Annotated in this window: 18 protein-coding genes, 1 tRNA gene and 2 rRNA genes; 18 read left to right on the top strand and 3 right to left on the bottom strand. The window is 36.6% G+C overall.

Annotated features, from left to right (window positions below; translation table 11 throughout):
- From BUB05_RS06325 to BUB05_RS06315, 3 genes are all read left to right on the top strand, one after another.
- Positions 1 to 258 (top strand): 23S ribosomal RNA (locus BUB05_RS06325); the annotation flags it as partial.
- Positions 259 to 336: 78 nt separating this feature from the next.
- Positions 337 to 453, top strand: a 5S ribosomal RNA gene (gene rrf / locus BUB05_RS06320).
- A gap of 141 nt (positions 454 to 594) precedes the next feature.
- Positions 595 to 681: transfer RNA gene (locus BUB05_RS06315), tRNA-Leu, on the top strand.
- Positions 682 to 794: 113 nt separating this feature from the next.
- On the opposite strand, the gene BUB05_RS06310 is transcribed toward BUB05_RS06315, so the two are convergent.
- Together BUB05_RS06310 and BUB05_RS06305 are read right to left on the bottom strand one after the other, a co-directional pair.
- Complete coding sequence (locus BUB05_RS06310) at positions 795 to 1,919, bottom strand: tyrosine-type recombinase/integrase (RefSeq protein ID WP_073048725.1); 1,125 nt, start codon at positions 1,917 to 1,919, stop codon at positions 795 to 797.
- A 24-nt stretch (positions 1,920 to 1,943) separates the two neighbouring features.
- Positions 1,944 to 2,960, bottom strand: coding sequence for a hypothetical protein (locus BUB05_RS06305; RefSeq protein WP_073048723.1), 1,017 nt, complete (start codon positions 2,958 to 2,960; stop codon positions 1,944 to 1,946).
- Positions 2,961 to 3,067: 107 nt separating this feature from the next.
- Here BUB05_RS06305 and BUB05_RS06300 point away from each other — a divergent pair, with 107 nt between their 5' ends.
- The 15 genes from BUB05_RS06300 (at position 3,068) to BUB05_RS06225 (ending at position 18,143) form a co-directional block, all read left to right on the top strand.
- Positions 3,068 to 3,283 carry a helix-turn-helix domain-containing protein gene (locus tag BUB05_RS06300; protein ID WP_073048720.1) on the top strand — a complete coding sequence of 72 codons (216 nt, stop codon included), beginning with the start codon at positions 3,068 to 3,070 and terminating at the stop codon, positions 3,281 to 3,283.
- 4 nt (positions 3,284 to 3,287) lie between these two features.
- Positions 3,288 to 3,521, top strand: coding sequence for a hypothetical protein (locus tag BUB05_RS06295; RefSeq protein WP_073048718.1), 234 nt, complete (start codon positions 3,288 to 3,290; stop codon positions 3,519 to 3,521).
- Positions 3,522 to 3,567: 46 nt separating this feature from the next.
- Complete coding sequence (locus BUB05_RS06290; protein ID WP_073048716.1) at positions 3,568 to 5,883, top strand: phage NrS-1 polymerase family protein; 2,316 nt, start codon at positions 3,568 to 3,570, stop codon at positions 5,881 to 5,883.
- Positions 5,884 to 6,626: 743 nt separating this feature from the next.
- A complete protein-coding gene (locus BUB05_RS06280) occupies positions 6,627 to 7,121 on the top strand; it encodes a hypothetical protein (RefSeq protein WP_073048712.1) in 495 nt (164 codons plus the stop codon).
- Positions 7,122 to 7,605: 484 nt separating this feature from the next.
- Positions 7,606 to 8,133: a hypothetical protein gene (locus BUB05_RS06275; RefSeq protein WP_073048710.1), complete on the top strand. Its 528-nt coding sequence runs from the start codon at positions 7,606 to 7,608 to the stop codon at positions 8,131 to 8,133.
- Positions 8,134 to 8,988: 855 nt separating this feature from the next.
- On the top strand, positions 8,989 to 9,174 hold the full coding sequence (locus BUB05_RS06270; protein ID WP_073048708.1) for a hypothetical protein: 186 nt from the start codon (positions 8,989 to 8,991) through the stop codon (positions 9,172 to 9,174).
- Positions 9,175 to 9,289: 115 nt separating this feature from the next.
- Positions 9,290 to 9,436 carry a hypothetical protein gene (locus tag BUB05_RS18650; protein WP_175548521.1) on the top strand — a complete coding sequence of 49 codons (147 nt, stop codon included), beginning with the start codon at positions 9,290 to 9,292 and terminating at the stop codon, positions 9,434 to 9,436.
- A gap of 317 nt (positions 9,437 to 9,753) precedes the next feature.
- Positions 9,754 to 10,992 carry a thiolase family protein gene (locus BUB05_RS06265; RefSeq protein WP_094762758.1) on the top strand — a complete coding sequence of 413 codons (1,239 nt, stop codon included), beginning with the start codon at positions 9,754 to 9,756 and terminating at the stop codon, positions 10,990 to 10,992.
- A gap of 9 nt (positions 10,993 to 11,001) precedes the next feature.
- Positions 11,002 to 11,877 (top strand): 3-hydroxyacyl-CoA dehydrogenase family protein, encoded by an 876-nt coding sequence (locus BUB05_RS06260; protein WP_073048706.1) that lies wholly within the window; start codon positions 11,002 to 11,004, stop codon positions 11,875 to 11,877.
- 29 nt (positions 11,878 to 11,906) lie between these two features.
- Positions 11,907 to 12,680: an enoyl-CoA hydratase-related protein gene (locus BUB05_RS06255; protein ID WP_073048704.1), complete on the top strand. Its 774-nt coding sequence runs from the start codon at positions 11,907 to 11,909 to the stop codon at positions 12,678 to 12,680.
- A 21-nt stretch (positions 12,681 to 12,701) separates the two neighbouring features.
- On the top strand, positions 12,702 to 13,124 hold the full coding sequence (locus BUB05_RS06250; protein WP_073048702.1) for a MaoC family dehydratase: 423 nt from the start codon (positions 12,702 to 12,704) through the stop codon (positions 13,122 to 13,124).
- Positions 13,125 to 13,171: 47 nt separating this feature from the next.
- Entirely contained in the window at positions 13,172 to 13,987 is an 816-nt protein-coding gene (locus tag BUB05_RS06245; protein ID WP_245819760.1) for an enoyl-CoA hydratase/isomerase family protein, read from the top strand.
- Between the two features lie 26 nt (positions 13,988 to 14,013).
- Complete coding sequence (locus BUB05_RS06240) at positions 14,014 to 15,336, top strand: acetyl-CoA hydrolase/transferase family protein (RefSeq protein ID WP_073048700.1); 1,323 nt, start codon at positions 14,014 to 14,016, stop codon at positions 15,334 to 15,336.
- A 58-nt stretch (positions 15,337 to 15,394) separates the two neighbouring features.
- On the top strand, positions 15,395 to 16,159 hold the full coding sequence (locus BUB05_RS06235; protein ID WP_073048698.1) for an SDR family NAD(P)-dependent oxidoreductase: 765 nt from the start codon (positions 15,395 to 15,397) through the stop codon (positions 16,157 to 16,159).
- A gap of 694 nt (positions 16,160 to 16,853) precedes the next feature.
- Entirely contained in the window at positions 16,854 to 18,143 is a 1,290-nt protein-coding gene (locus tag BUB05_RS06225; RefSeq protein ID WP_073048694.1) for an acetyl-CoA hydrolase/transferase family protein, read from the top strand.
- 659 nt (positions 18,144 to 18,802) lie between these two features.
- Here the strand turns inward: BUB05_RS06225 and BUB05_RS06220 are convergent.
- Complete coding sequence (locus tag BUB05_RS06220) at positions 18,803 to 21,232, bottom strand: glycoside hydrolase family 2 TIM barrel-domain containing protein (protein WP_073048692.1); 2,430 nt, start codon at positions 21,230 to 21,232, stop codon at positions 18,803 to 18,805.
- Between the last annotated feature and the right edge of the window lie 132 nt (positions 21,233 to 21,364).

Below are 21,364 nucleotides of genomic sequence, written 5' to 3'. Positions count from 1 at the left end.
AGGAGCTGTCCCTAGTACGAGAGGACCGGGATGGACAAACCGCTGGTGTATCAGTTGTTCCGCCAGGAGCATAGCTGAGTAGCTAAGTTTGGAAGTGATAAGCGCTGAAGGCATCTAAGCGCGAAGCATCCCTTAAGATAAGATTTCCCATCCTTTATGGAGTAAGACCCCAGGAAGACCACCTGGTTGATAGGTCGCAGGTGTAAGCGCAGTAATGTGTTCAGCTGAGCGATACTAATAGGTCGAGGTCTTGACCAGAAATATTTTCTTTCTTGTGTAGTTTTGAAGGTTCTATACCTTTTATATATAAAATAAGCAAAGTAATTTGCTTAGAGATCTGGTGACAATAGCGAAGAGGTCACACCTGTTCCCATACCGAACACAGAAGTTAAGCTCTTCAGCGCTGATGATACTTGGTGGGTGACTGCCTGGGAAAGTAGGACGTCGCCGGTTCTGAAAAAAGAAACATCGCAGGATGTTTCTTTTTAATTGATTATCTCTTTTTAGAAAATATTATTTCAATCAAATTTGTTAACTTCAAGTAAAAAAACGTTGAATTAATATTTCTTTTATGTTAATATACTTTATGGACATGCGGATGTGCCGGAATTGGCAGACGGGCTAGATTCAGGTTCTAGTGTCTTAACAGGCGTATGGGTTCGACTCCCTTCATCCGCACCAACTCCTTAAAAAACGTTGGGATTTCAACGATGAGAATAGAAGAGAATAAATATTAACCACTATTTAACCACTAGGTTTTTGTGAAGAGAAATTAACCACTTAGGTGGTTATTTTTATTTTATGAAAAGATTCAGTTTGTCGATTGCTTTCTGCTTTTGGTCCTGGTCCACATGGGTATAGATCTTTGCTGTAGTGTTTATGTCAGTATGTCCCATAAGTACGCTGGCGGTTTTAATAGGTACTCCTTCTTCGGCCAGCAGGGTGCAGAATGTGTGCCTCAATGCGTGGAAATTGGTACCTGATATATTTACTTTGTCCTGATAATCTCTCCAGCGAGAGGTCAATCTGTCAGCTCTGAGTGCTGTGCAAGTGTTAGATGTAAATAGAAGATTATCGTTAGAAAATGGCAGGCCTTGTTTCAGATGCTTAAGCTTCTCCTGATTTATATGCTTCTTCATGTAATTTACCAGGTTTACAGGCAATGGAACTATTCTGTTGCTTTCTTTGGTTTTCGGATTGTTAACAACTACCTGTATTTTATCATCAACCTTCATCCTTCTGAGGCTCTTGTTTACATCAATCAGCCTGTTGTCCAGGTCCAGATCACCGTGGGTTAGTGCACATATTTCTCCCTGGCGTAGACCGGTGAAAAGCGCAAACACATATATTAGAAGATTATCATTATCCTTGAAGTCGACCATGAGCTGGTCTATGTCCGTTTTGGTTAAGAATTCTTTCTTCCTTGTTTTTTCATGTACCGGTCTGGTGATAGAATCCATAGGATTGTGGATAACCAGGCGTTCCTTTTTGCAATATTTGTAGAAAGATGTGAATAAAAGGTAGACGCGCATAGCTATATGGCTGCTATCTATGTTATTGAGGTGCTTTTGTATGTCTATACTTTTGACAGATAAGAGCTTGTTACTGTAGAATTCAGCACTTTTGATGTGTAGCCTATGTTGTATCTCGTACCTATTGTATGAGGAAATTGCGAGTGTAGGGCGTAGCACGATCTCAAACCAGTTCTCAAACATCTTTTCAAATGTAACCTTATCATAGTCTACACCAAGGCCTCTTTTTATACCTTCTAGGTACTTGTCCCTTTTCTCTTCTGCTTCTTTCTTGCTGGATCCGTAGAAAGCTTTCATGATGTTTTTGCCTTCCTTGTTCATTCCAACTTTTGCTCTAACACGGTAGTAATTATTGTTGTTAATGGTCGTATTAGTTTTCTTTGCCATTGATTTCATCTCCTTTTTTATTCATTAATATCTCACTCCTATCTTTTCTACTGCTCTGCCATAAGCTTGCATAAGGGAGCTTCCTTTCTTGTAAGAGCTTTCAGGGTATCTTTTATTCCATATTTCCAAAGCGTTGTTCCAATATTGATTGGTACCGGTTTTCTCACCTGTCTTACTTCGCTTCTCTGGCGGTTGTCCAAGTTCCTGTACAAGCTGCAGGATTTGTTGCTGTTTATTAGTTACTTTATTTGTCCTTAGAGTATGTAATGCCATCCTATTTTCTCTATAAATGCTGCGTAGCTCATCAAGCGATAGATCTGAAGTATTGATTGTAATGGTAATCGTAGAACGTTTTAATGTCTTGCAGCCAACAAGAGGCATGCCTTTAATCGAAGTTTGTACCTGGTATCGATAAAGTATTGGTTTTAAGCCAGCAAGAATATAAAGAGGAACTTCATTTTCAGGAAAGCCAGTAGCAGCAGCAATATATTCAGAGTGTTTAATCAGCTTATCAAGTGTTTCATCAAAATCAGAATATATTGAATACGTTTCTTTAGTGACATTATTATAGATGGGGAAAACAGTGAACTTATCATCTCGCTTCATGTATAAGTGGTTTTTATCTTGTGATTCCTTTTCTAATATTTTGTTATTTGTTCTCTTAAGCCAGTCTTCTGCTTCTTTTATAGATTTGAATGGCACTTTTTTAGAACCGAATAGATCCTTACGAACATATTCAATGTGTGGCTGGATTTGCGAGAGTATCGTATCTCTGGTAGTAGGATCGACATTATCTGTTCTTTTCCTTTTGTCCTCATTCAATTCAGCCAAGTGTTTCGCTGTTTTTAAGCATGATTTATAACGCTCTTCTTCACTTATATCATCATGTATACCTGATTCAATCATACGCCGAAAGCAACTAATGAATTCTCCTTTTAAGTCATTTCCATACGATTGTTCCTTTACTTCTTCTGAATTGTTCCAAAAATCTTCAATCCAGCTTCTTGCATTATCAATCATTTGATTTTGTATATTTGTCATAAATCCTCCAACTTTCAAGTAATATTAGTTGCGCGCAACTTATAGTTTTATATTATCATAGTCTTAAGAACAAGTCAAGTTGAAGAAAAGAAAGGATGTTGTGAATTATGAAAGTACATGGGAAGATGTTTTCAAACAATCTTAAAGAAATCAGAGAGAGAAAAAAAATAACGCAATTCGAACTCAGCAAAAAAGCAAATGTAACCCCAGCTGATATTAGTAGAATAGAAAATGGTAAAATATATGCTTATCCTGGCTGGAGAAAACGGATTTCAGATGCACTTGAGGTGGAAACGTCGGCGATTTGGGATGACGAGAGGTGAATGTATGAGTATTAAATGGATCAGTATACCAGAATATATGAAAGAGACCGGTTTAAGCCGTGATAATGTTAAAAAGCTTATTGAACAGGAAAGGCTTATATGTGTCATAACTGAGGGCGGTCAAACAAGGATTAAGATGGAAGACAATACCGAATTCATCGAACTAAAGGAAGAACTCAAGACACAGAGACAAATGCTTGAAGAATTATCTCAACATTTAGGGTTGGGGAAAAAATAACAGATGTCCCTAAAAAAATATATAGAAAAAGGGAGGTGTAAATGGCTTGAATGCTTATAATAGCTTTAAAAACATACCTGAAGAACTAAAAATGCGCCCACAGTGGGTCCTTTGGAAACTGGAAACAGTAAAAGGTAAAGAAACAAAAATACCATACCAAATAAATGGCTGGAAAGCATCAACAACTAGACCTAGAGACTGGACGACCTTTGAAAAAGCATTGGTAGCCCTAAATAATTGGAAATATAGTGGTCTGGGTTTTGTTTTCTCCGGTGACGATCCATATATAGGAGTTGACTTGGATCACATCGTTGCTGAAACCGGAGTTTTTTCAAAGGAAGCTTTAGAAATAATTCAGAAGCTTGACAGCTATACGGAATTTTCCCAAAGTAAAACCGGAGCGCACATCATTTTAAAGGCAAAAAACACTCTTGGTAGCGGGCGCAAGTCAAAGGACAAGATGCTGGAAGTATACTCAGAAAAGAGATTTTTCGTCATGACAGGCAATATTGTGCCTGAAACTCGAAAGGAAATAATCGAATGCCAGGAGGCTTTTGATAAACTGGCATATAAATACTTAACTTCAAAGCAGAAGCCGAAAAAGCCTGTGATTTCACGAAGCAATCTAGAGGACAGAGTCATTATTGGAAAATTAGAAAAAAATCCAAAATTTAATGCCCTCTATTATCATGGCGATTTGTCATCATACAGAGATGACTGGTCAGCTGCTGATATGGCGCTTTGTAATCTGATTGCTTTCTACACAGAAGATACTGCTCAAGTTGACAGTATCTTCAGGAAATCGGCATTGTATCGTGAGAAGTGGGACCGTGAAGACTATCGACAGCGGACTATTGATAAAGCTTTCGCAAACCGGACGGCTTGTTATGACCCGTACCATGGACGTAATACAGATACAGAAGATTTTAATGATCTTAGCGATAAACCAGAAATTAAACAGTTGCCTTTTTTGGTACTGAAGAATATAAATAAGCCAGATAATGGGCTTAAGGTAGATGTAGCACGACTAGCAATTTACATGAAAAATGTTTACCGAGTCAAAATACATAACGGGATATTTCGATCTTGGCGTAAAAATTATTATGCTAGTATGGATGATATAAAAGTTCTGATTTATGAAGCAATACCGGAGCTTTATAGGAATCCCAGGGATATAAAAGCTTGCGAGGAGCTTTTACGGATGGACGGTACTATTATATTGAAGGACCAGGATCTTGCACCTCCGAAGTATTTTCTATTTTTAAATGGAGTTCTGAATATTGAAAATATGGAATTTTATCCACATGGGTCTGAAAATGTAAAAAATCTAATATTCATATACTGCGTGGATTTTAATTGGAATCCTAATGTAGAAGACGATGTTCTTGTCGATAAATTCTTTGAAGATATTACAGGAGGGAAAGATGAAGATACGAATTTTTTATATCAAGTTCTTGGAGTTGCTATGTCAAATTATCGAGATTTCAAAAACATTCTCTATTTTAGCGGCGAGAAAGATTCGGGAAAAAGCCAGTTTATGCATGTTGTTGAAAAGTTACTTAAAAACCCCGACGGTTCGGCAGATTATTCATCAATTGGTTTAAAGACATTGACTGATGAAAATTCGAAGGAATTCTTTCAGATAGCAGGAAAACGTGCAAACATCTGCGGAGAAACACCGGAACTTAATATAACTAATGACGTACTGCTAAAACAGCTTTCAGGGGGAGACACAGTAACGGCTAATCGAAAATTTCTGCCTCCGGTGTCTTTTGTAAACAGGGCGATGTTAATATTCTCTGGAAACCGCGTTCCTAAATTTTTCGTTGGAGACAAATCGGCGATTGCGGATCGTTTAATGGTTTACGAATTTAAACAGGCAATACCGAAGTCGCGGCAGATCAAGAACATTTACAAACAATTTGATTTTGAATATATCATAAAAAAATCCATAGATAATCTCAAGTTGTTTGTTGATAGTAACCAGGAATTTTTACAGATTTCTGAACTTTCATCGAATAGGGAAAGGCTACTTAAGGATTCGGATTTTATCTACAAATTCTACAAGGAAGCTTGTATATCGACAGAAAACAGAGAAGACCGATATTCGTCGGAAGATCTATGGAAATGCTTTCTTGGTTTCCTCGTAGAAGAAGGGCACATTGAGCGAAATGCCTTAGGCAAACCTGATATTCAGAGACTTAAAGTGAAAAAGCACAATTTCATAACAGAGATGAAAAGACTTCACGGTGAAAGTAATTACGCTAGAAACGTTTCATATAAAGGTGGAACAGCGACTTGCCTGCTTGGTTTACAAGTCATTAGGACAGGAGAAGACACAACAGGCAAGACGTCAATGTAATTGACAAGATATTTTGATTTCTACTTTTATAAATGTAGATTCTACACTTCTTTTTCTGTAAGTGTAGAGGGCATAGGTAAGAAATATCAAAGGCTTGAGGATAAATTCTACACTTCTACACTTCTATTCTGTATTATTAAATATATTATATATGTGTGTATATGTGTTTATTGTTTAGAATATCATTTAGAAATGTAGAAATGTAGAATTTTAATAAAAATGCTGTGATATTAAGGGCTAGAGTTTCTACGTTTGTGTTTTAAGAAGGGTAGAATCTAAAGAAGTAGTGTAGAATTAAAGGAGGTAAATTGACTATGTCAAGCAAACTAAATAGACTTTGTGCTTATCCATGGTGTAGTAAGATTGTGGAGAGCGGATATTGTGATAAGCATGCTAAGGCAAAGAGACAGGCAAGTGATAGGTTATTAGGGGCGTTGTACAGTAGGGTGCATAATAAATGGTGGCAGAAGTATAGGGTTGTATTTATACAGCGAAATCCTCTTTGTATCAGATTTAGTGCTGAGGATATAAACAGTATCGACAACCGTAGTCGACCATATTTGCATGGGCAAGAGGTTTTAATCTTTGGGTTAATGAATATGCCCTAAAAAGTCGGAAAAGATGCCTTATTAAGAATATAGAGGGGTGGACTGGCACAAATAGAGGGATAGCTCAGTCAGTAGAGTGTCCATGGCGATTTGCACGTGTCTTGTCGGTGAGATGCGTCATTAAAAGGAGGAATAATGGAAAGAGTTGTCGTTGATTTGCGCACAGGAGAGGTTATGAAAATATTACAGGACGGTGATAGTAGTATGAAAAAAAACTCAATTGAGTATTTAGACAATTTTGATACCTGGGAAAAAGAAAACTGCTACAAGGCAAACATTGACGAGCTTAAAAAAGTCACGAAGGAATTAACAGTCAGAGAAGCCGGCGTTCTTATGAAGATAAGTCCATATGTAAGCTATATAGATTGTATGTTGATGCATCCTGATGGAAAAGAGATAAACCTTGATTCTTTGTCAACTATTACCGGAGTCTCAAGGGCAACAGTCGCGAGGATCATGGAAAGCCTTATCAAGAAAGATATTATATATAAGGGCCGTAAATCTAGGAATGTAATATACCTTGTCAATCCATGGCTGTTTGTTAAGGGTGATTATGTCAATAAGGTATTAAAAACGATGTTTAAAAATTACAAAATACGAGTGCTTAACAAAAAATGGAAAGACCTTTAAGACATTTAAGTATGTATCGAATAAGACAAAGCATAAAAGGCACAAATATGGAAGGAGGATTACTATGCCGAGAAAACTGAAGAGCTTATGTGCCTATCCTGGATGTAATAAGATAAAGATATGAACCATAAAAGGGGATGGGTATATAAAAATCCATCCCAAATATGACGGAAAAATAATTTCATAAGGCAGTAATTTCATACTGGGACCATGCGGTTTATTACATATAACAGATGTTTTTTATGGGAATTTATGTACCCTACAAGAGTATATTTTCATAACTTGTTGTAGATAGGAAAAATAGTTGAAAAAAATGTATGATCTAATGAATTCTCAACCGGTTAAAAGTGATAGAACTGTTAGTATAATTGGGATGGGGAGGGGGGAGCAAATAGCTGGAGGAAAAGGCTAATTGAGCGAGGCTGCTCAATCGCACGAAATTTTTTCCCTAAACGGTAATTTTTAAAAATATAGGAGGTATATTATGGCAAGACCATCAAAATCTATAGAATTAGTTGAAGGACATCGTACAAAAGCTGAGATAGAAAAAAGACAGCAAGCTGAAAAGGCATTGCTCACAAATGTAGAAATGAAGGAATGGCCGACAACGAAAGCGGATCCTGTAGCACACAATCATTTTTTAAGAATCAGCGAACTGTTTAAGGCAATAGAGAAAAATGACGCATTATCAGAACCAACGTTCAACAGATATTGTTTGATGTTGTCGGAATGTGAAGGTTATGAAGTCCGGGATAAGAAACTGAAAGTGATTATTGACGATTTGGAAAGAAGATGGCAGGGTGAGATGGAGTATGCTGAATACATAAAAATGGTAATCAACTTGAACAAGCAGATCCAAACCAATGACCGACTTCTAATGAGTAAGAGAAGACTATTGCTTAGTATCGAGAAAGAAAGCCTTATGACTTTAGCTTCGCAGTTAAGATCAATACCGAAGAAGGAGGATGAAGATTACAAATTAGATCCTATGTATCAATTATTGAATACATAGAATCAAGAGTATAAAGGTGAGACATAAGGAGAAATTATAAAGAGTCTTATAAGCGAATTTATATTAACAAAACCAGAACAGTGTGATGACCCGAGCAAGTCGTAAAAAGGCTCAATTTTTGCGATAATATTTTAGATATGTTTCCACAAATAGGACATTTACGTTAATATTGATTTTTATATTTGTAGGTTTGTTGATAACGAACCCACTACATAGAGCATAACGACATTCAATAGCTTACTATGAAGGAAATATTGGAACTAACTTAGCTTTGCTGTGGAGTATATTAGAGAACGTCCGGTATAGAAAATTTTTTGTTTATCAACAAACTAAGACTTTTTACCTTTTGCTTCTGTATGGGAGGTTAGTGATCTAAGGATGCAGAAACGTGTTTTGTTTCCAATCGCCTTTACTATATTTGTACATAAAATTTGCATCAATACAAACCTATTGATGTTAAGGGATTTTGTTATTCTTTGAGGTTAGACAAGGTTGGAATATCTGAAGATTAACAACATAATGATAATAATTTTGTACCTATGTGCATTTTTTGTATGTGGGTGCATACTTTTTGGTGATAATATTTTAATACGATTTTCATACGGGATCTATGTTGAAAGTGTTAGTGTTCTTCGAAGGAGTTGATGTGGTTGGGTTGGTGGTTTGATTAGAATATAAATAAGAATTTATCCTCTTGTAGAAAAAGCAAGAGGATTTTTTATGTTTAGATGTTTTAGTGAATGCTATAATTGTGTTCATATGATATTCGAGAACATAAGAACCGATACTGCAAGATAAACAAAATAGCGGGGGTTAGGTCGGTGTGCTTTTTATTTTGGTGTTTAAAGAAAGTGAATGAAAAGGTACGAAATAGTTCTAAATTCAAGAATTGAAGTACATAAGTGTTTGCTAGAGACTGGAAAGATCAATAAGATAAATGCAGAAATAGTAAGGCGGGTACTTGATCATATAGTAGTTGGGGATGATGGGGAGATAAAGGTAGTGTTTTTAAGTGGGGCAGAAGTTAAGATTGGAGATTAGACCGTAGGGGTTTTGCTTATTGATGAGTATGAGCCTCTACGGTTATTTTTTATTTGGAGCAATTGTTAAATAAATCTTTGATTTCTGTTGAAAAATAGTTGGTAGGAGTATAATTGTGTTAGGTGAGTATTTGGAAATGAGATTATTGGGTTTTGGCTTGTTTTTTATCATTGTTGCAAATGCAGTGAAAATAGGAGTGACAGCATTACAAGAGTTCAAAGATGAATTAGCAGTGGAATTTGATATGCGGAAGAAAGAATAGTTTCTCGCAAAACACAGTATAGAGAAGTGTTAAAACGAAATGTTGGTAAAGAATGAGAAACAGCGAAACAATTACAAATTCAGTAATCAGGTTTGCAAATAAATTGAAAGATTATTAAAATGAAGATTTGTCGAAAAATATAAAAAAATATAAAATTTTAGAAAAAAAGTATAAAATTTTAGAAAAGAGTATGAAGTTTTATGCTTTTTTTCTATTTTTTGTGGGAAATCATCAAATTTCGTTGATAAAAATGGAAAAAGAGTTGGCATGATTTTTGCTTTAATTTAATTAGTAATTAAAAAAGGAAAAGGAGGGAAATGGTTCCTACATTTTTCGGAACCATTCAAAAATCAAAAATGAAAGAAGTAGTAATTATTGATGGATTGCGTACTGCCTTTGGAAGGATGGGAGGAACGCTAAAAGATGTTACGTCTGTTGAATTGGCAGGAAATACAATCAAAGCGCTTTGTGATAAAACAGGTATTTTAAAAAAATGGAAAGTAGATTCCGTTTTTGCAGGTAGTGCTTTTGGAGATGTGAATACCAATAATTTTGCAAGATATGCATCAATGTTGGCGGGATTGCCGTATGAAACATCAGCATCTTTTATAGAAATGCAATGCGGTTCTTCTATTGCATGTATAAATAATGCAGCTTTACAAATTCAAGCTGGACTTATTGATGTAGCAATTTGTGGTGGTGCAGAATCTCATAGTCAGACATATTATAAGTTCCCAACTACGCTACAACCATACAAGGGTATCGCACCTACAGCAGCCATGAGTCGATTAGCACCGGAGGATATAGACAATATTAGTATGATTGAAGTATCGGACCTAATGGCAAAAACATGGGACATTACAAGAGAACAATGTGATGAATTTGCCTTGAGAAGCCAGAATTTAGCCGCAAAGGCCATCGAAGAAGGCTATTTCATAGATGAAATTACGCCAATTGAAATTCACCCAAAAAAGGGAACTCCGATTATATTCGACACAGATGAACACCCAAGAGGAAAAACCGATTTAGCAAAGCTGGAAAAACTAAAGCCAATAATGGACGGAGGTGTTACGACTGCAGGAAATTCATCAGGAAGAAATGATGGAGCAGCCTTTGTGTTGATGATGAGTGCAGAAAAGGCTGCCGAACTTGGATATAAACCCATAGCAAAATGGATTATGGGCGCAGATATAGGTGTGGATCCGAAAGTGATGGGCATCGGAGCAGCTTATTCAAATTGTAAGATTTTAGACAAGATGAATCTAAAGATAAACGATGTAGATGTTTATGAATGTAACGAAGCGTTTGCTGCGCAGAACTTGAGCGTAATCAAGCAGATGGAAAATATGACTGGCGAAAAGATGAATATGGACAGTTGGAACCCCAACGGCGGAGCCATTGCTTTTGGACATCCAAATGGAGCCTCCGGTGCAAGAATTTGTATATTCACTATGAATGAACTTGCTAGAAGAGGTGCAAAATATGGTATGTTCTCATCCTGCTGCGGTGGAGGATTAGGAGTATCTTGCTTAATTGAAAATACTTATGAAAGATAGGGGGAAAAAATGAAAAAAGTAGCAGTTATTGGCGCAGGTATGATGGGCAGAGAAATCGCTATCGTTTTTGCAAAAGCTGGATACCAGACAGCCATTGTAGATGCAACCCTGGAACTTGCGTTTCAGGCAAAAGATAAACAGGCAGGGATTTTGGACAGGGAAATCAAAAAGGGTAGATTAGAAGCAGACAGGAAACAAGAAATTTTAGCGAGAATTACACCAATCGCTGATAAAAAACTTTTGGCTGATTATGACTATATTACCGAGGCAATCCCAGAAATTTATGAATTTAAAGAAGGATTATTTAAAGAATTGGACGAAATCTGTAAGCCAGAGACCATATTCCTTACAAATACATCAACCTTCTCAGTGACAAAGCTGTCTCTGGCCGTAAAAAGAGAACGAAAAGCAAGATTCCTTGGAACACATTATTTCTCACCGGCATCAGTTATGAAGCTTGTAGAAGTAATTCCAGGACATCTTTGTGAAGACGAAATCGTAGAAGATGTGATTGCTTTAATGACAGAGATGGGAAAAGAAGCCGTTAGAGTAAACGATGTAACAGGATTTGTGGTCAATAGAATCTATCATGCAATTATGATTGAATCCCTGAAGTTGCTGGAAGAAGGGGTTGCAAATGTAGAGGATATTGATAGAGCATGTAAATTTGGCATGGGTCATCCAACAGGGCCTTTTGAGCTATATGACAACACTGCATTAGACTTAAATCTGCAAGTTCAGACAGAGCTTTTTGAAAACTATGGAGAACGCTTTAGACCAGGAAATCTTCTAGGAAAAAAAGTAAATGCAGGGCAACTTGGAAGAAAAGTAGGGGAAGGTTTCTATGTTTGGACAGACAATAAGAAATCAGGTATTGCAAAATAGCATGTGTTTTAAGAAAGAGGAAAAGAAAAATGGATTATTCAAAAATATATTTTAAAAAAGATAATTCAGTTATGAAAGTTGTCTTTAATAACCCAGAGAAATTAAATGCATTAACCGCAGAATTCATCAAAGAAATGAATTGTTTGCTGGACGAAATTGAAGCGGATGAAAACCTGCAAGTGATAATTCTTACTGGCGAGGGCAAGGCTTTTATTGCTGGAGCAGATATTTCAGCAATGAAAACTATGACACCGGCAGAAGCAATAAAATATGCTTCAGATACAACTGAGATATATAGGAGAATGGAGGAAAGCAAGAAAATATTTATTGCAGCAATCAATGGATATGCATTAGGAGGGGGATGTGAGTTAGCTTTAGCGTGTGATTTAAGAATTGCATCAATGAAGGCAAAATTTGGACTTCCGGAAACAGGATTGGGTATTTTCCCTGGAGGTGGAGGAACGCAAAGATTGCCTAGACTAATAGGAATGGCAAGAGCAAAAGAGCTGGTTTATACAGGAAAAACCATTTCAGCCAGCAAAGCTTACGAAATAGGGCTCGTAAACGAAGTTATTGAACATGATGAACTTATGCATGAGGCAGAAAATCTCGCATTTGTTATTTTGAAAAATAGCAAAAGCGGGGTGAGCCTGGCTAAGGAATCCCTTAATAAGGGTATGCAGATGGACATTGTTTCAGCTATAAACCTTGAAAAAAATTTATTTGGATTATGTTTTGCAACAGAAGATCAAAAAGTGAGAATGTCAGCTTTCTTTGAAAAAAAGAATGCAAAATCTAAGTAAAACAACGAAATGGAGAAGAAAATGAGTTATACAATCAATGAACTATACGTCGGGCAATCTAGCAGCTTCTCAAAAACTATTACAGAGTCGGATGTATATCTTTTCGCAGGAATCACGGGAGATTTCAATCCAGCACACTTGAATGCAGAGTATGCGAAAAATACTGCATTTCAAGAAAGGATTGTACATGGTATGTTATCCGCAAGTATGATATCGACAATATTGGGGACAGGATTGCCGGGGGAAGGCACAATTTATACAGGACAGGAAATCAAATTCTTATCGCCGGTATACTTTGGTGACACAATTACCGTGACGGCAGAAGTAAAAGAAATTATATCTGAAAGGAATCGTGTCATTCTTCACACATATGCAGTTAATCAAGATGGAAAGACTGTTTTAGATGGTGAAGCAACGGTAATGCCCCCAAAGACAAAACAATGATACCTATAATTTAAAATTTACATGAAGAAATGAAAGGATAGTTTGAAATGAATGGAAAAAAGACAATGAAGGATGGAAATAACTATTGCCTAGAGTACTCAACATTTGAGTGCGAAAAGCAAGGAGCAATCTTAACGGTTAAATTAACTAATCCTGAGAAGCTCAATGCCTTAACAGCAGTTTTCTTAAAAGAGTTCAGCGATATGGTTGATTTTATTGCTTTGGATGATGAAATTCTAGTTGTAACTATAACAGGGCAGGGCAAGGTATTTATTGCAGGCGCCGATGTGGAGTTAATGAGCACAATGAATCCAAAGGAAGCCGCCTTATATGCATATAACACAACTGAAATGTATCGCAAGATGGAAAATGTAGATAAGATTTTTATTGCATCTATTAACGGATATACATTTGGGGGAGGTCTTGTGGTCGCTTGTATTTGCGATTTGAGAGTAGCCTCAACCAAGGCTACATTTGGATATCCTGAAGTCGGCCTTGGGATTTTTCCAGGCGGTTGCGGAACAGTTAAATTATCTCGTCTTATTGGTATTGGTAAAGCAAAGGAACTTAGTTATACAGGTAGGAGAATTAGTGCAGAGGAAGCTTACAGAATAGGTTTATTAAATGTTATAACTGAACCAGAAAATCTAAAAGAAGAAACCGATAAGCTGGCACAGGAAATCGTTAAAAACAGTAAAAGTGCAGTAAGGCTTGTTAAGGAAGCCTACAATTACGGTGCTGACTTACCAGAGGATGTTGCAGTTAATCAGGAAAAGAATCTATTTGCGATGTGCTTTGCGACAGAAGACCAGAAGGAAGGCATGAGAGCATTCTTGGAAAAAAGACCTCCAAACTTTAAATAATAGAAAGATTTGAAAGGAGAAGGAAAATGAAAAAAAAGGGACTAATCTTAAACAGAAAGAATTGGCGAGACGTCTATAAAGATAAGATTATTACTACTGAAGAAGCCGCTAAAATAATTAATAACGGTGACAAAATAGTCGTACAACAGACACACCTGATTTCTCAGGGAATCCTGGATGCAGTTGCAGCAAGGGCACATGAACTGAAAGATGTTGAATTCTTTGGTTCTACAACAGTTGGCAGAGCAGATTATTTGAAACCTGAGTACAAGGATAGCTTTAAATATAGGTGTATTTTTCTGGATGTAAACTCCAGAATCGCGTATCCGGAGGGAAGAGCATCTTTAGTTCCATGCCATTACTCACAGTTAAATAAATACCTGGAGCAAGTATTTAAACCAAATGTCTTAATAGTAACATTGTCACAACCTGACGAAAATGGAATGACTTCAATGTCACTGAACGTTGACTATACGGAAAAATGTATTGAGTTATGTGATGTTATTATTGGCCAAATCAATCCATATGCACCAAAGACAGTTGGGAGTGAAATTTCTTTGGATAAGATTACTTGGCTTGTTGAACACGCAGAGCCGTTGCCTGAACTTCCACCTGGAAAAATGACAGAGGTAGAAGAAGCTATCGGAAGCTATATTGCACCATACATCCATGATAGAGACTGTATTCAAGTGGGCATCGGAGGTGTTCCGGATGCTGTTTTAGCAAGCTTATATGATAAAAAGGATTTAGGTGTACATTCAGAAGTATTTGGTGATGGAATTGTTGATCTTTATGAAAGAGGTATTATCAATGGCAAGTACAAACAGCTCGATGTAGGTAAAATTGTAGCCAACTGTGTATATGGTACTCGTAAAGTAATAGATTTTGTTGATAATAATCCTGATGTAATGCTTAAGTCAGTAGAATATACAAACAATCCTTATATTATCTCACAAAATGACAATATGGTTTCTATTAATGCTGCTCTCCAACTTGACCTGTTTGGACAAATAGTAGCTGATACCCTAAATGGAAAACCATATAGCGGAATCGGCGGGCAAGTGGATTTCGTCCGTGGTGCAACAATGTCTAAAAATGGAAGATCTTTCATAACCCTTCCATCCACAGCTAAAAAAGGTCAAGCGTCTCGTATCATTCCAGCATTACCGGCAGGAACTCCGGTTACAACATCCAGATATGATGTACAGTATGTTGTAACCGAATTTGGCGCTGTAAACCTTTGGGGACTAAGCACTAGAGATCGTGCGGAAGCGATTATTAGTATTGCGCATCCCGATTTTAAGGAGGAATTAAGAGCCCAAGCAAAACAAATTGGACTTGTTTTATAGGCAATATAAAAGTTTTATTGTTTAGTATAAAAATATTTCATGATTTAGGAGGGGAAAAATGAAAACTAACAAATTTGATTTCACAGGAAAAGTGGCAGTAGTAACCGGTGCATCCCGTGGTTTAGGAAAGTCTTTTGCCATGGCATTAGCTGAGGCTGGAGCAAATATTTGCATTGTAAATACAAGAATTGAAACAGGAACTGCTGCTGCGGAAGAAATTGCTGCAAAGTATGGTGTTAAAACTATGGCGGTTCAAGCGGATGCTTCCAATTATGAGCAAATAAACGCTATGGCAAAACAAGTAGTCGAAAAGTTTGGAAGAATAGACATTTGCGTTGCTAATGCAGGAATAGCAACTCGTGCAGCTGGAAAAGATATTGATCCTGACGAATGGAGACGCATTATTGATGTAAACTTAACAGGTGTATTCTTTACAAATCAAGCTGTCGGAAGAATAATGATTGAACAGAATGCTGGAACAATCATTAATCTCGGCTCCATTCGTGCGCATACAGCAAGTCATCCCCATACAGGTTGCGTTTATCCTGCAGCGAAGGCAGGTGTTATCATGTTGACAAAGAGCTTAGCAAAAGAGTGGGCTCCATACAATGTAAGAGTAAACGCAATTTCGCCAGGTTATATGAAAACGGAGATCATTCAAGATGTAGCCGATAAGGCTGATGAATTGAGCGCGGGGACTGCTATGGGAAGAATTGGAGAGCCGGAAGAGCTTCAAACTGCATTGCTTTATTTGGCTAGTGATTATAGTAGCTTCACAACAGGTACAGAAGTTTTAGTTGATGGCGGATTTATGACATTCTAAAATTTTATAAGAGAAATATGTTTATCTATGTGAAAGAAAGGTATCTTCAAACCACCAAATAGATCAACAATATTTTCTGCAATTTGCTTAGTTATGTCGACATTATTGTTTTATCACCTATATATAAGGGTGTGACGACACTAACAGAAACCTTTTAATAGTATATAATGATTAGCTGGTATTGTAGCAGAACTATTAATGGTTTTTAAAATTACAACGGTTCCAGAATATTTTAGAAATAAGAACCATAACCCTTTCTTAAAAATTCTGGAACCATTTATTATTATCGCAACCATGACAGTATATTTAATTGAGCAGATGAAAGTCGGCGATATATTTGTGAAAAGATTTTGGTTAATATACAGTGATTATGTAAATATTCTTGAAGCAGTGATGACAGGTGATTTAGGCGTGTTGTATTATTATATCTGTTAGCAAACTTATCATCATATGGTTCTACTGTATTTACCATTCTTATTTCTTTTATCTTTTGCATAGTGGCATACGTGAATGCATTTATATTTTGATAAAGAATTGCAATTGAACATAATCGTCAATTATGAGCTGATGAAATAAATAAAGATGAATCAAATTTTCATGTGATTTCATAAATCGAAGTGACAAGACCACTATCATAAGTGACGATTTGTTGGATTTAGCAAAGATATATTTATTGAATAAAAGAGGTGAAAATATGAATTGGGAAAAGAACTACATGTCAAAACTGGTTACTGCGGATGAGGCTGTTAAGTACATTCCCTCAAATTGCAGAGTGGTTTTGGGGCATGCAGTTGCAGAACCTTTTAAGCTGGTGGAGGCAATGGTTAAAAACAAGAAAAATTTTGAGAATGTGGAAATAGTACATATGGTGACTTTGGGGAAGGGAGAGTACACAAAGCCTGAGATGGATGGTCATTTCAGAGATAACACCCTCTTTGTTGGAGGCAGCACCAATGAAGTGGTAAATCTGGGATGTGCAGATTATACTCCATGTTTTTTTTCGGAGGTACCTAAGCTTTTCAGGGAAGGCTATATGGATGTGGATGTTGCCTTGTTGCATTTGAGCAGACCCGGTGAAAATGGATATTGCAGCTATGGTGTCTCTGTGGATTACACTAAGCCTGCAGCTGAAGTTGCAAGGATTGTAATAGCTGAAGTGAACGACAAGATGCCAAGAACCCTTGGAGACTCCTTCATTCATGTGTCAGACATAGACCTTATAGTTGAAACTTCATACGATCTTGTGGAACTGCAGTTACCAAAAATTGATGAAATCGAAAAGTCAATCGGTGAGAACTGCGCCAAGCTTATAGAGGACGGAGATACCCTTCAGCTTGGAATAGGATCCATACACGATGCAGTCCTAATGTTTTTAAAAGACAAGAAGGACCTAGGAATCCATTCCGAAATGATCTCCGACGGAGTTGTGGATCTTGTAGAATCAGGAGCTGTAAACAACAAGAAGAAGACACTACACAAGAACAAGATAGTTGTGACATTTTTGATGGGGTCTAAAAAGCTTTATGATTTTGTGGATAACAATGAGGATGTTGAATTTTATCCTGTTGACTATGTTAATGATCCAAAAGTCATAATGCAAAATGACAACATGATATCAATCAATTCATGCATACAGGTGGACTTCATGGGACAGGCCGTATCGGAAAGCACAGGTTTTAAGCAGTTCAGTGGTGTCGGCGGACAGGTTGATTACGTTCGGGGTGCAGCCATGGCAAATGGAGGAAAGTCCATCATAGCAATGCCCTCAACGGCTTCAGGGGGAAAGTTTTCAAGAATAGTACCTTTGATTACTGAAGGCAGTGCTTTAACAACTTCAAGAAATGATGTCCATTATGTAGTTACAGAGTATGGAATTGCCAACCTAAAGGGTAAGACGCTTAAAAACAGGGCAAAAGCACTCATTGAAATTGCGCATCCGGACTTCAGGGATGAGTTGCAGAAACAGTTTGAAGATATGTTTTAATGTTGATAACTCCTAACAAGTTATTATATACAATATCAGAGACAAAAGCCCGCAATCCAGAAGCGGGCTTTTGTACATTCAATTTTAAAAATTTCGGATTTTATATAAAGCCACTGTCGAAAGCAGCATGATCAAGGAAATCGCTGTTAAAGAACGATATATTTCTGTTAATTCCTAATCTATTAGGAATAATAGCGAACATGGACTTTAGTACAGGTAAGAAAACTTGTTTGAAGCGGGTGAATTTAGAAGTATCTGAAACTTTTAGAAAATAACAAAACTCTCTAAGTTACTTGGAAAAGGTAAGGAATCAAATAAGAGTGAGTCTTCAGAAATGGAAAGATGCTTTGTAGAATAATAGTCCACTTAATCTTGTAATTACGAGGTTTCCAGTGGGAGCGGAAGTTTGTTCCGGAAAGTAATCGGAATAAATATCTGCCGAAGGAAGCTGAGTTTGTGTTATCATACCTGTAATATAAATTTTTTTGGGATTTTATATCAGATGATTTTAATAATCCATAATAAGGTGAGGTATTAAGTTTTGCCATTGTACAAAAGTTCTTCATTTTACGAGTTGTTGCGTTTAGAAAAACGCATAATTTTTTAGAGAGAGAGGGAAAAAATTCCCCCTCATAATTGGGTTTTTATTTAGAAAATAACTATATTACCTCAATTTTGACATGTTGAGTATCACAATTTTCTGCACTGATAGTCACCAAAATTTCGCCTGGGTTCATTCCAGAACGTACAACTGCTAAGAGACGTCCGCGATAAGTCGTAAATTCAACATCATAATAATTTTCCAAAGATTTAGGATGAGCACTTCCAAATCCCTGTAATGTACCCTCGCCTTCTACTTTTATAGAGACTAATTTCTCTGCACCAGCATTTAATCTTCCTTTGTGGTCTACGATACCAATTTCAAGAAATGCAACATCACATCCGCCAGATTTTAGTTTTTCCCCTTCCACATGAACTGCAATATGTGTATCATCTACTGCACTTCTTAATACAAACTCTTCACCATTACTATCTACAACTTTCAATTCACCTGGCTCGTAAAGCGTTTCGAAAATTGCACATGCCGTAAGCTCTTCACCTGTCTTTTTCTTACCAACTGATTTCCCGTTCAGAAACAATTCCACTTCTTCAGCAGGTGATAAAACTTCAATAGTGACAGGTTTATTCTCACAATCTTTCCATGTCCAATTCGCATGTGCATCTGAAATCCAAGCCCAATTGGTTTTGTAAATTTTCTCCCTATAATGCTTAGGATCTCTTACTGCAATATATGGTTTCATGCGTCTTCCCCAGATCATTTCTCTCCAATAAGAAATTGTTTTTCTATCACCGATAATGTCTATCGCGCCACTGCAGGCAAGTCTCCACGGCCATTTAGCATAGAAATCAAGTTCGCCAAATTCTTCATAGTCTGTTCTTCCAACACCTGCTTCGCCAAGATAATCCCAAGCACTCCAACAAAAATCACCTAAGACATGATTGTACTTATTGGTATACTCCCATGTTTTTTCTAAATCCAACATTGTGCATTCTGTAGCCATTAAGATGCGATTTGGGTATTTTTCAGTATCATGTTCGTAACGATTTAACGCATAATTGTATCCAAAAACATCTAACTCATTTACACCCTCTTCGAGTCTTTCATCAATACGCGGATCCAAGGAAAGCATATTTAACATTTCACCAAAATTGTTCATTGTAGAATTTACTTCAGCTTTTGAATCTAGAGGATTATTTGCCATTAATTCAGCCATGTTTTCAATAACAATCAACATCATGTTAACATCATTGGTTATATATCGGGTTGTATCAAAGCTTTGAACAGTATCTTTCATCTTTTTAATAAGTCTTTTATCAATACGGTTTGCAATCTGGGGATTTTCACATCCAAGAGAATACATGATTACACTAGGATGATTGTAATCTCGTTTAACCATATTCATTAGATCTATCTCCCAAAATAAATCAAATCTACTTCCATAATCAAAATCTACTTTGACATTGTTAAAGACATCCGTAAATTCGTCTATTACTAAAAGACCTAATTCATCACAAGCCTCGAGCATCGCTCTACTCATTGGATGTGCACCCGAACGTAGTGCATTAAATCCTGCTTCTTTCAATTTTCGAACTCGTCGGTACTCTGCACGATCAAATGTAGCAGTACCAACCACACCATTATCATGATGAACGCAGCCTCCACGTAACTTTATTGTTTCACCATTTATTCTTAAGCCATGATCAATGTCTAACTGAATTTTTCGAATGCCAAAACGCGTCTCATACTCATCTATTATTTCTTCACCTATAGTTACAATTGTTTTGCAACTATATAAGTACGGCGTATCAGTATTCCACATTTTAGGTTTTCGAACGTACAATCTTTGCTTTAATGTTGTGTTTTCATTACCAAGTATTGTAATTGGAGCTTTGTCTGATGTAATCATATTTCCATCTGCATCATAAATAGTATGTAAGACAGTACAAGAAACCAATTTGGCACCTATATGATTTAACGGTGTTTCTATGTTAATTACTGCTAAATCCTGCTCTACATCTGTAGGCGTGATTTTTGTTCCTTCACAAGCAATGTAAAGCTGATTTCCCATCATGATATTGATATCTCTATAAATCCCGCCACCAGTGTACCAACGTCCACTCCGGCCTTCATTTTTTACCACTACAATAATCTTATTAGTTTTTCCAAAAAAGACAAAATCTGTCAAATTTAAATAATAATTACCATATCCATAGTTGCATCTTCCAACAAAAGATTCATTGACATAGACAAATGCATCTTGATAAACACCTTCAAACTCCATCCAAATCACTTTATCTGAATCTTCTTCAGATAATTCAAATTCTTTAGTATAGTTGTAGTTCTGCCCTTTATAAAATCCCAAAGAAGCTCCCTCTTTAGAATTTTTTCTTTCAGTCAAAATCATTGCATCATGCGGAAGAGTCACCGATTTCGGTTCGATATCTGACCCGATTCCAAATAAATGGTCCATTGAAGTTCCAGTACCGATTCCAAATACCCAGTTTTCATTAAAAAGTTTTCTTTTCATATTAGATACCTCTTTTCTAATTATTTTATTTTTTGTTTCTAACTGCCCAAAGTATTATACTGATTAAGAAAAATTACCAAGATCAGGTGCAATAAAAATGTAATAATGTAAAAGGTACAGCGTTGAGGGTAT

Origin of the sequence: Dethiosulfatibacter aminovorans DSM 17477 (genome assembly GCF_900142005.1) — a bacterium.
Classification (GTDB): Bacteria; Bacillota; Clostridia; order Tissierellales; family Dethiosulfatibacteraceae; genus Dethiosulfatibacter; species Dethiosulfatibacter aminovorans.
Note: the sequence above shows the minus strand (reverse complement) of the source record. Positions and strands in the feature narration are given on the sequence as shown.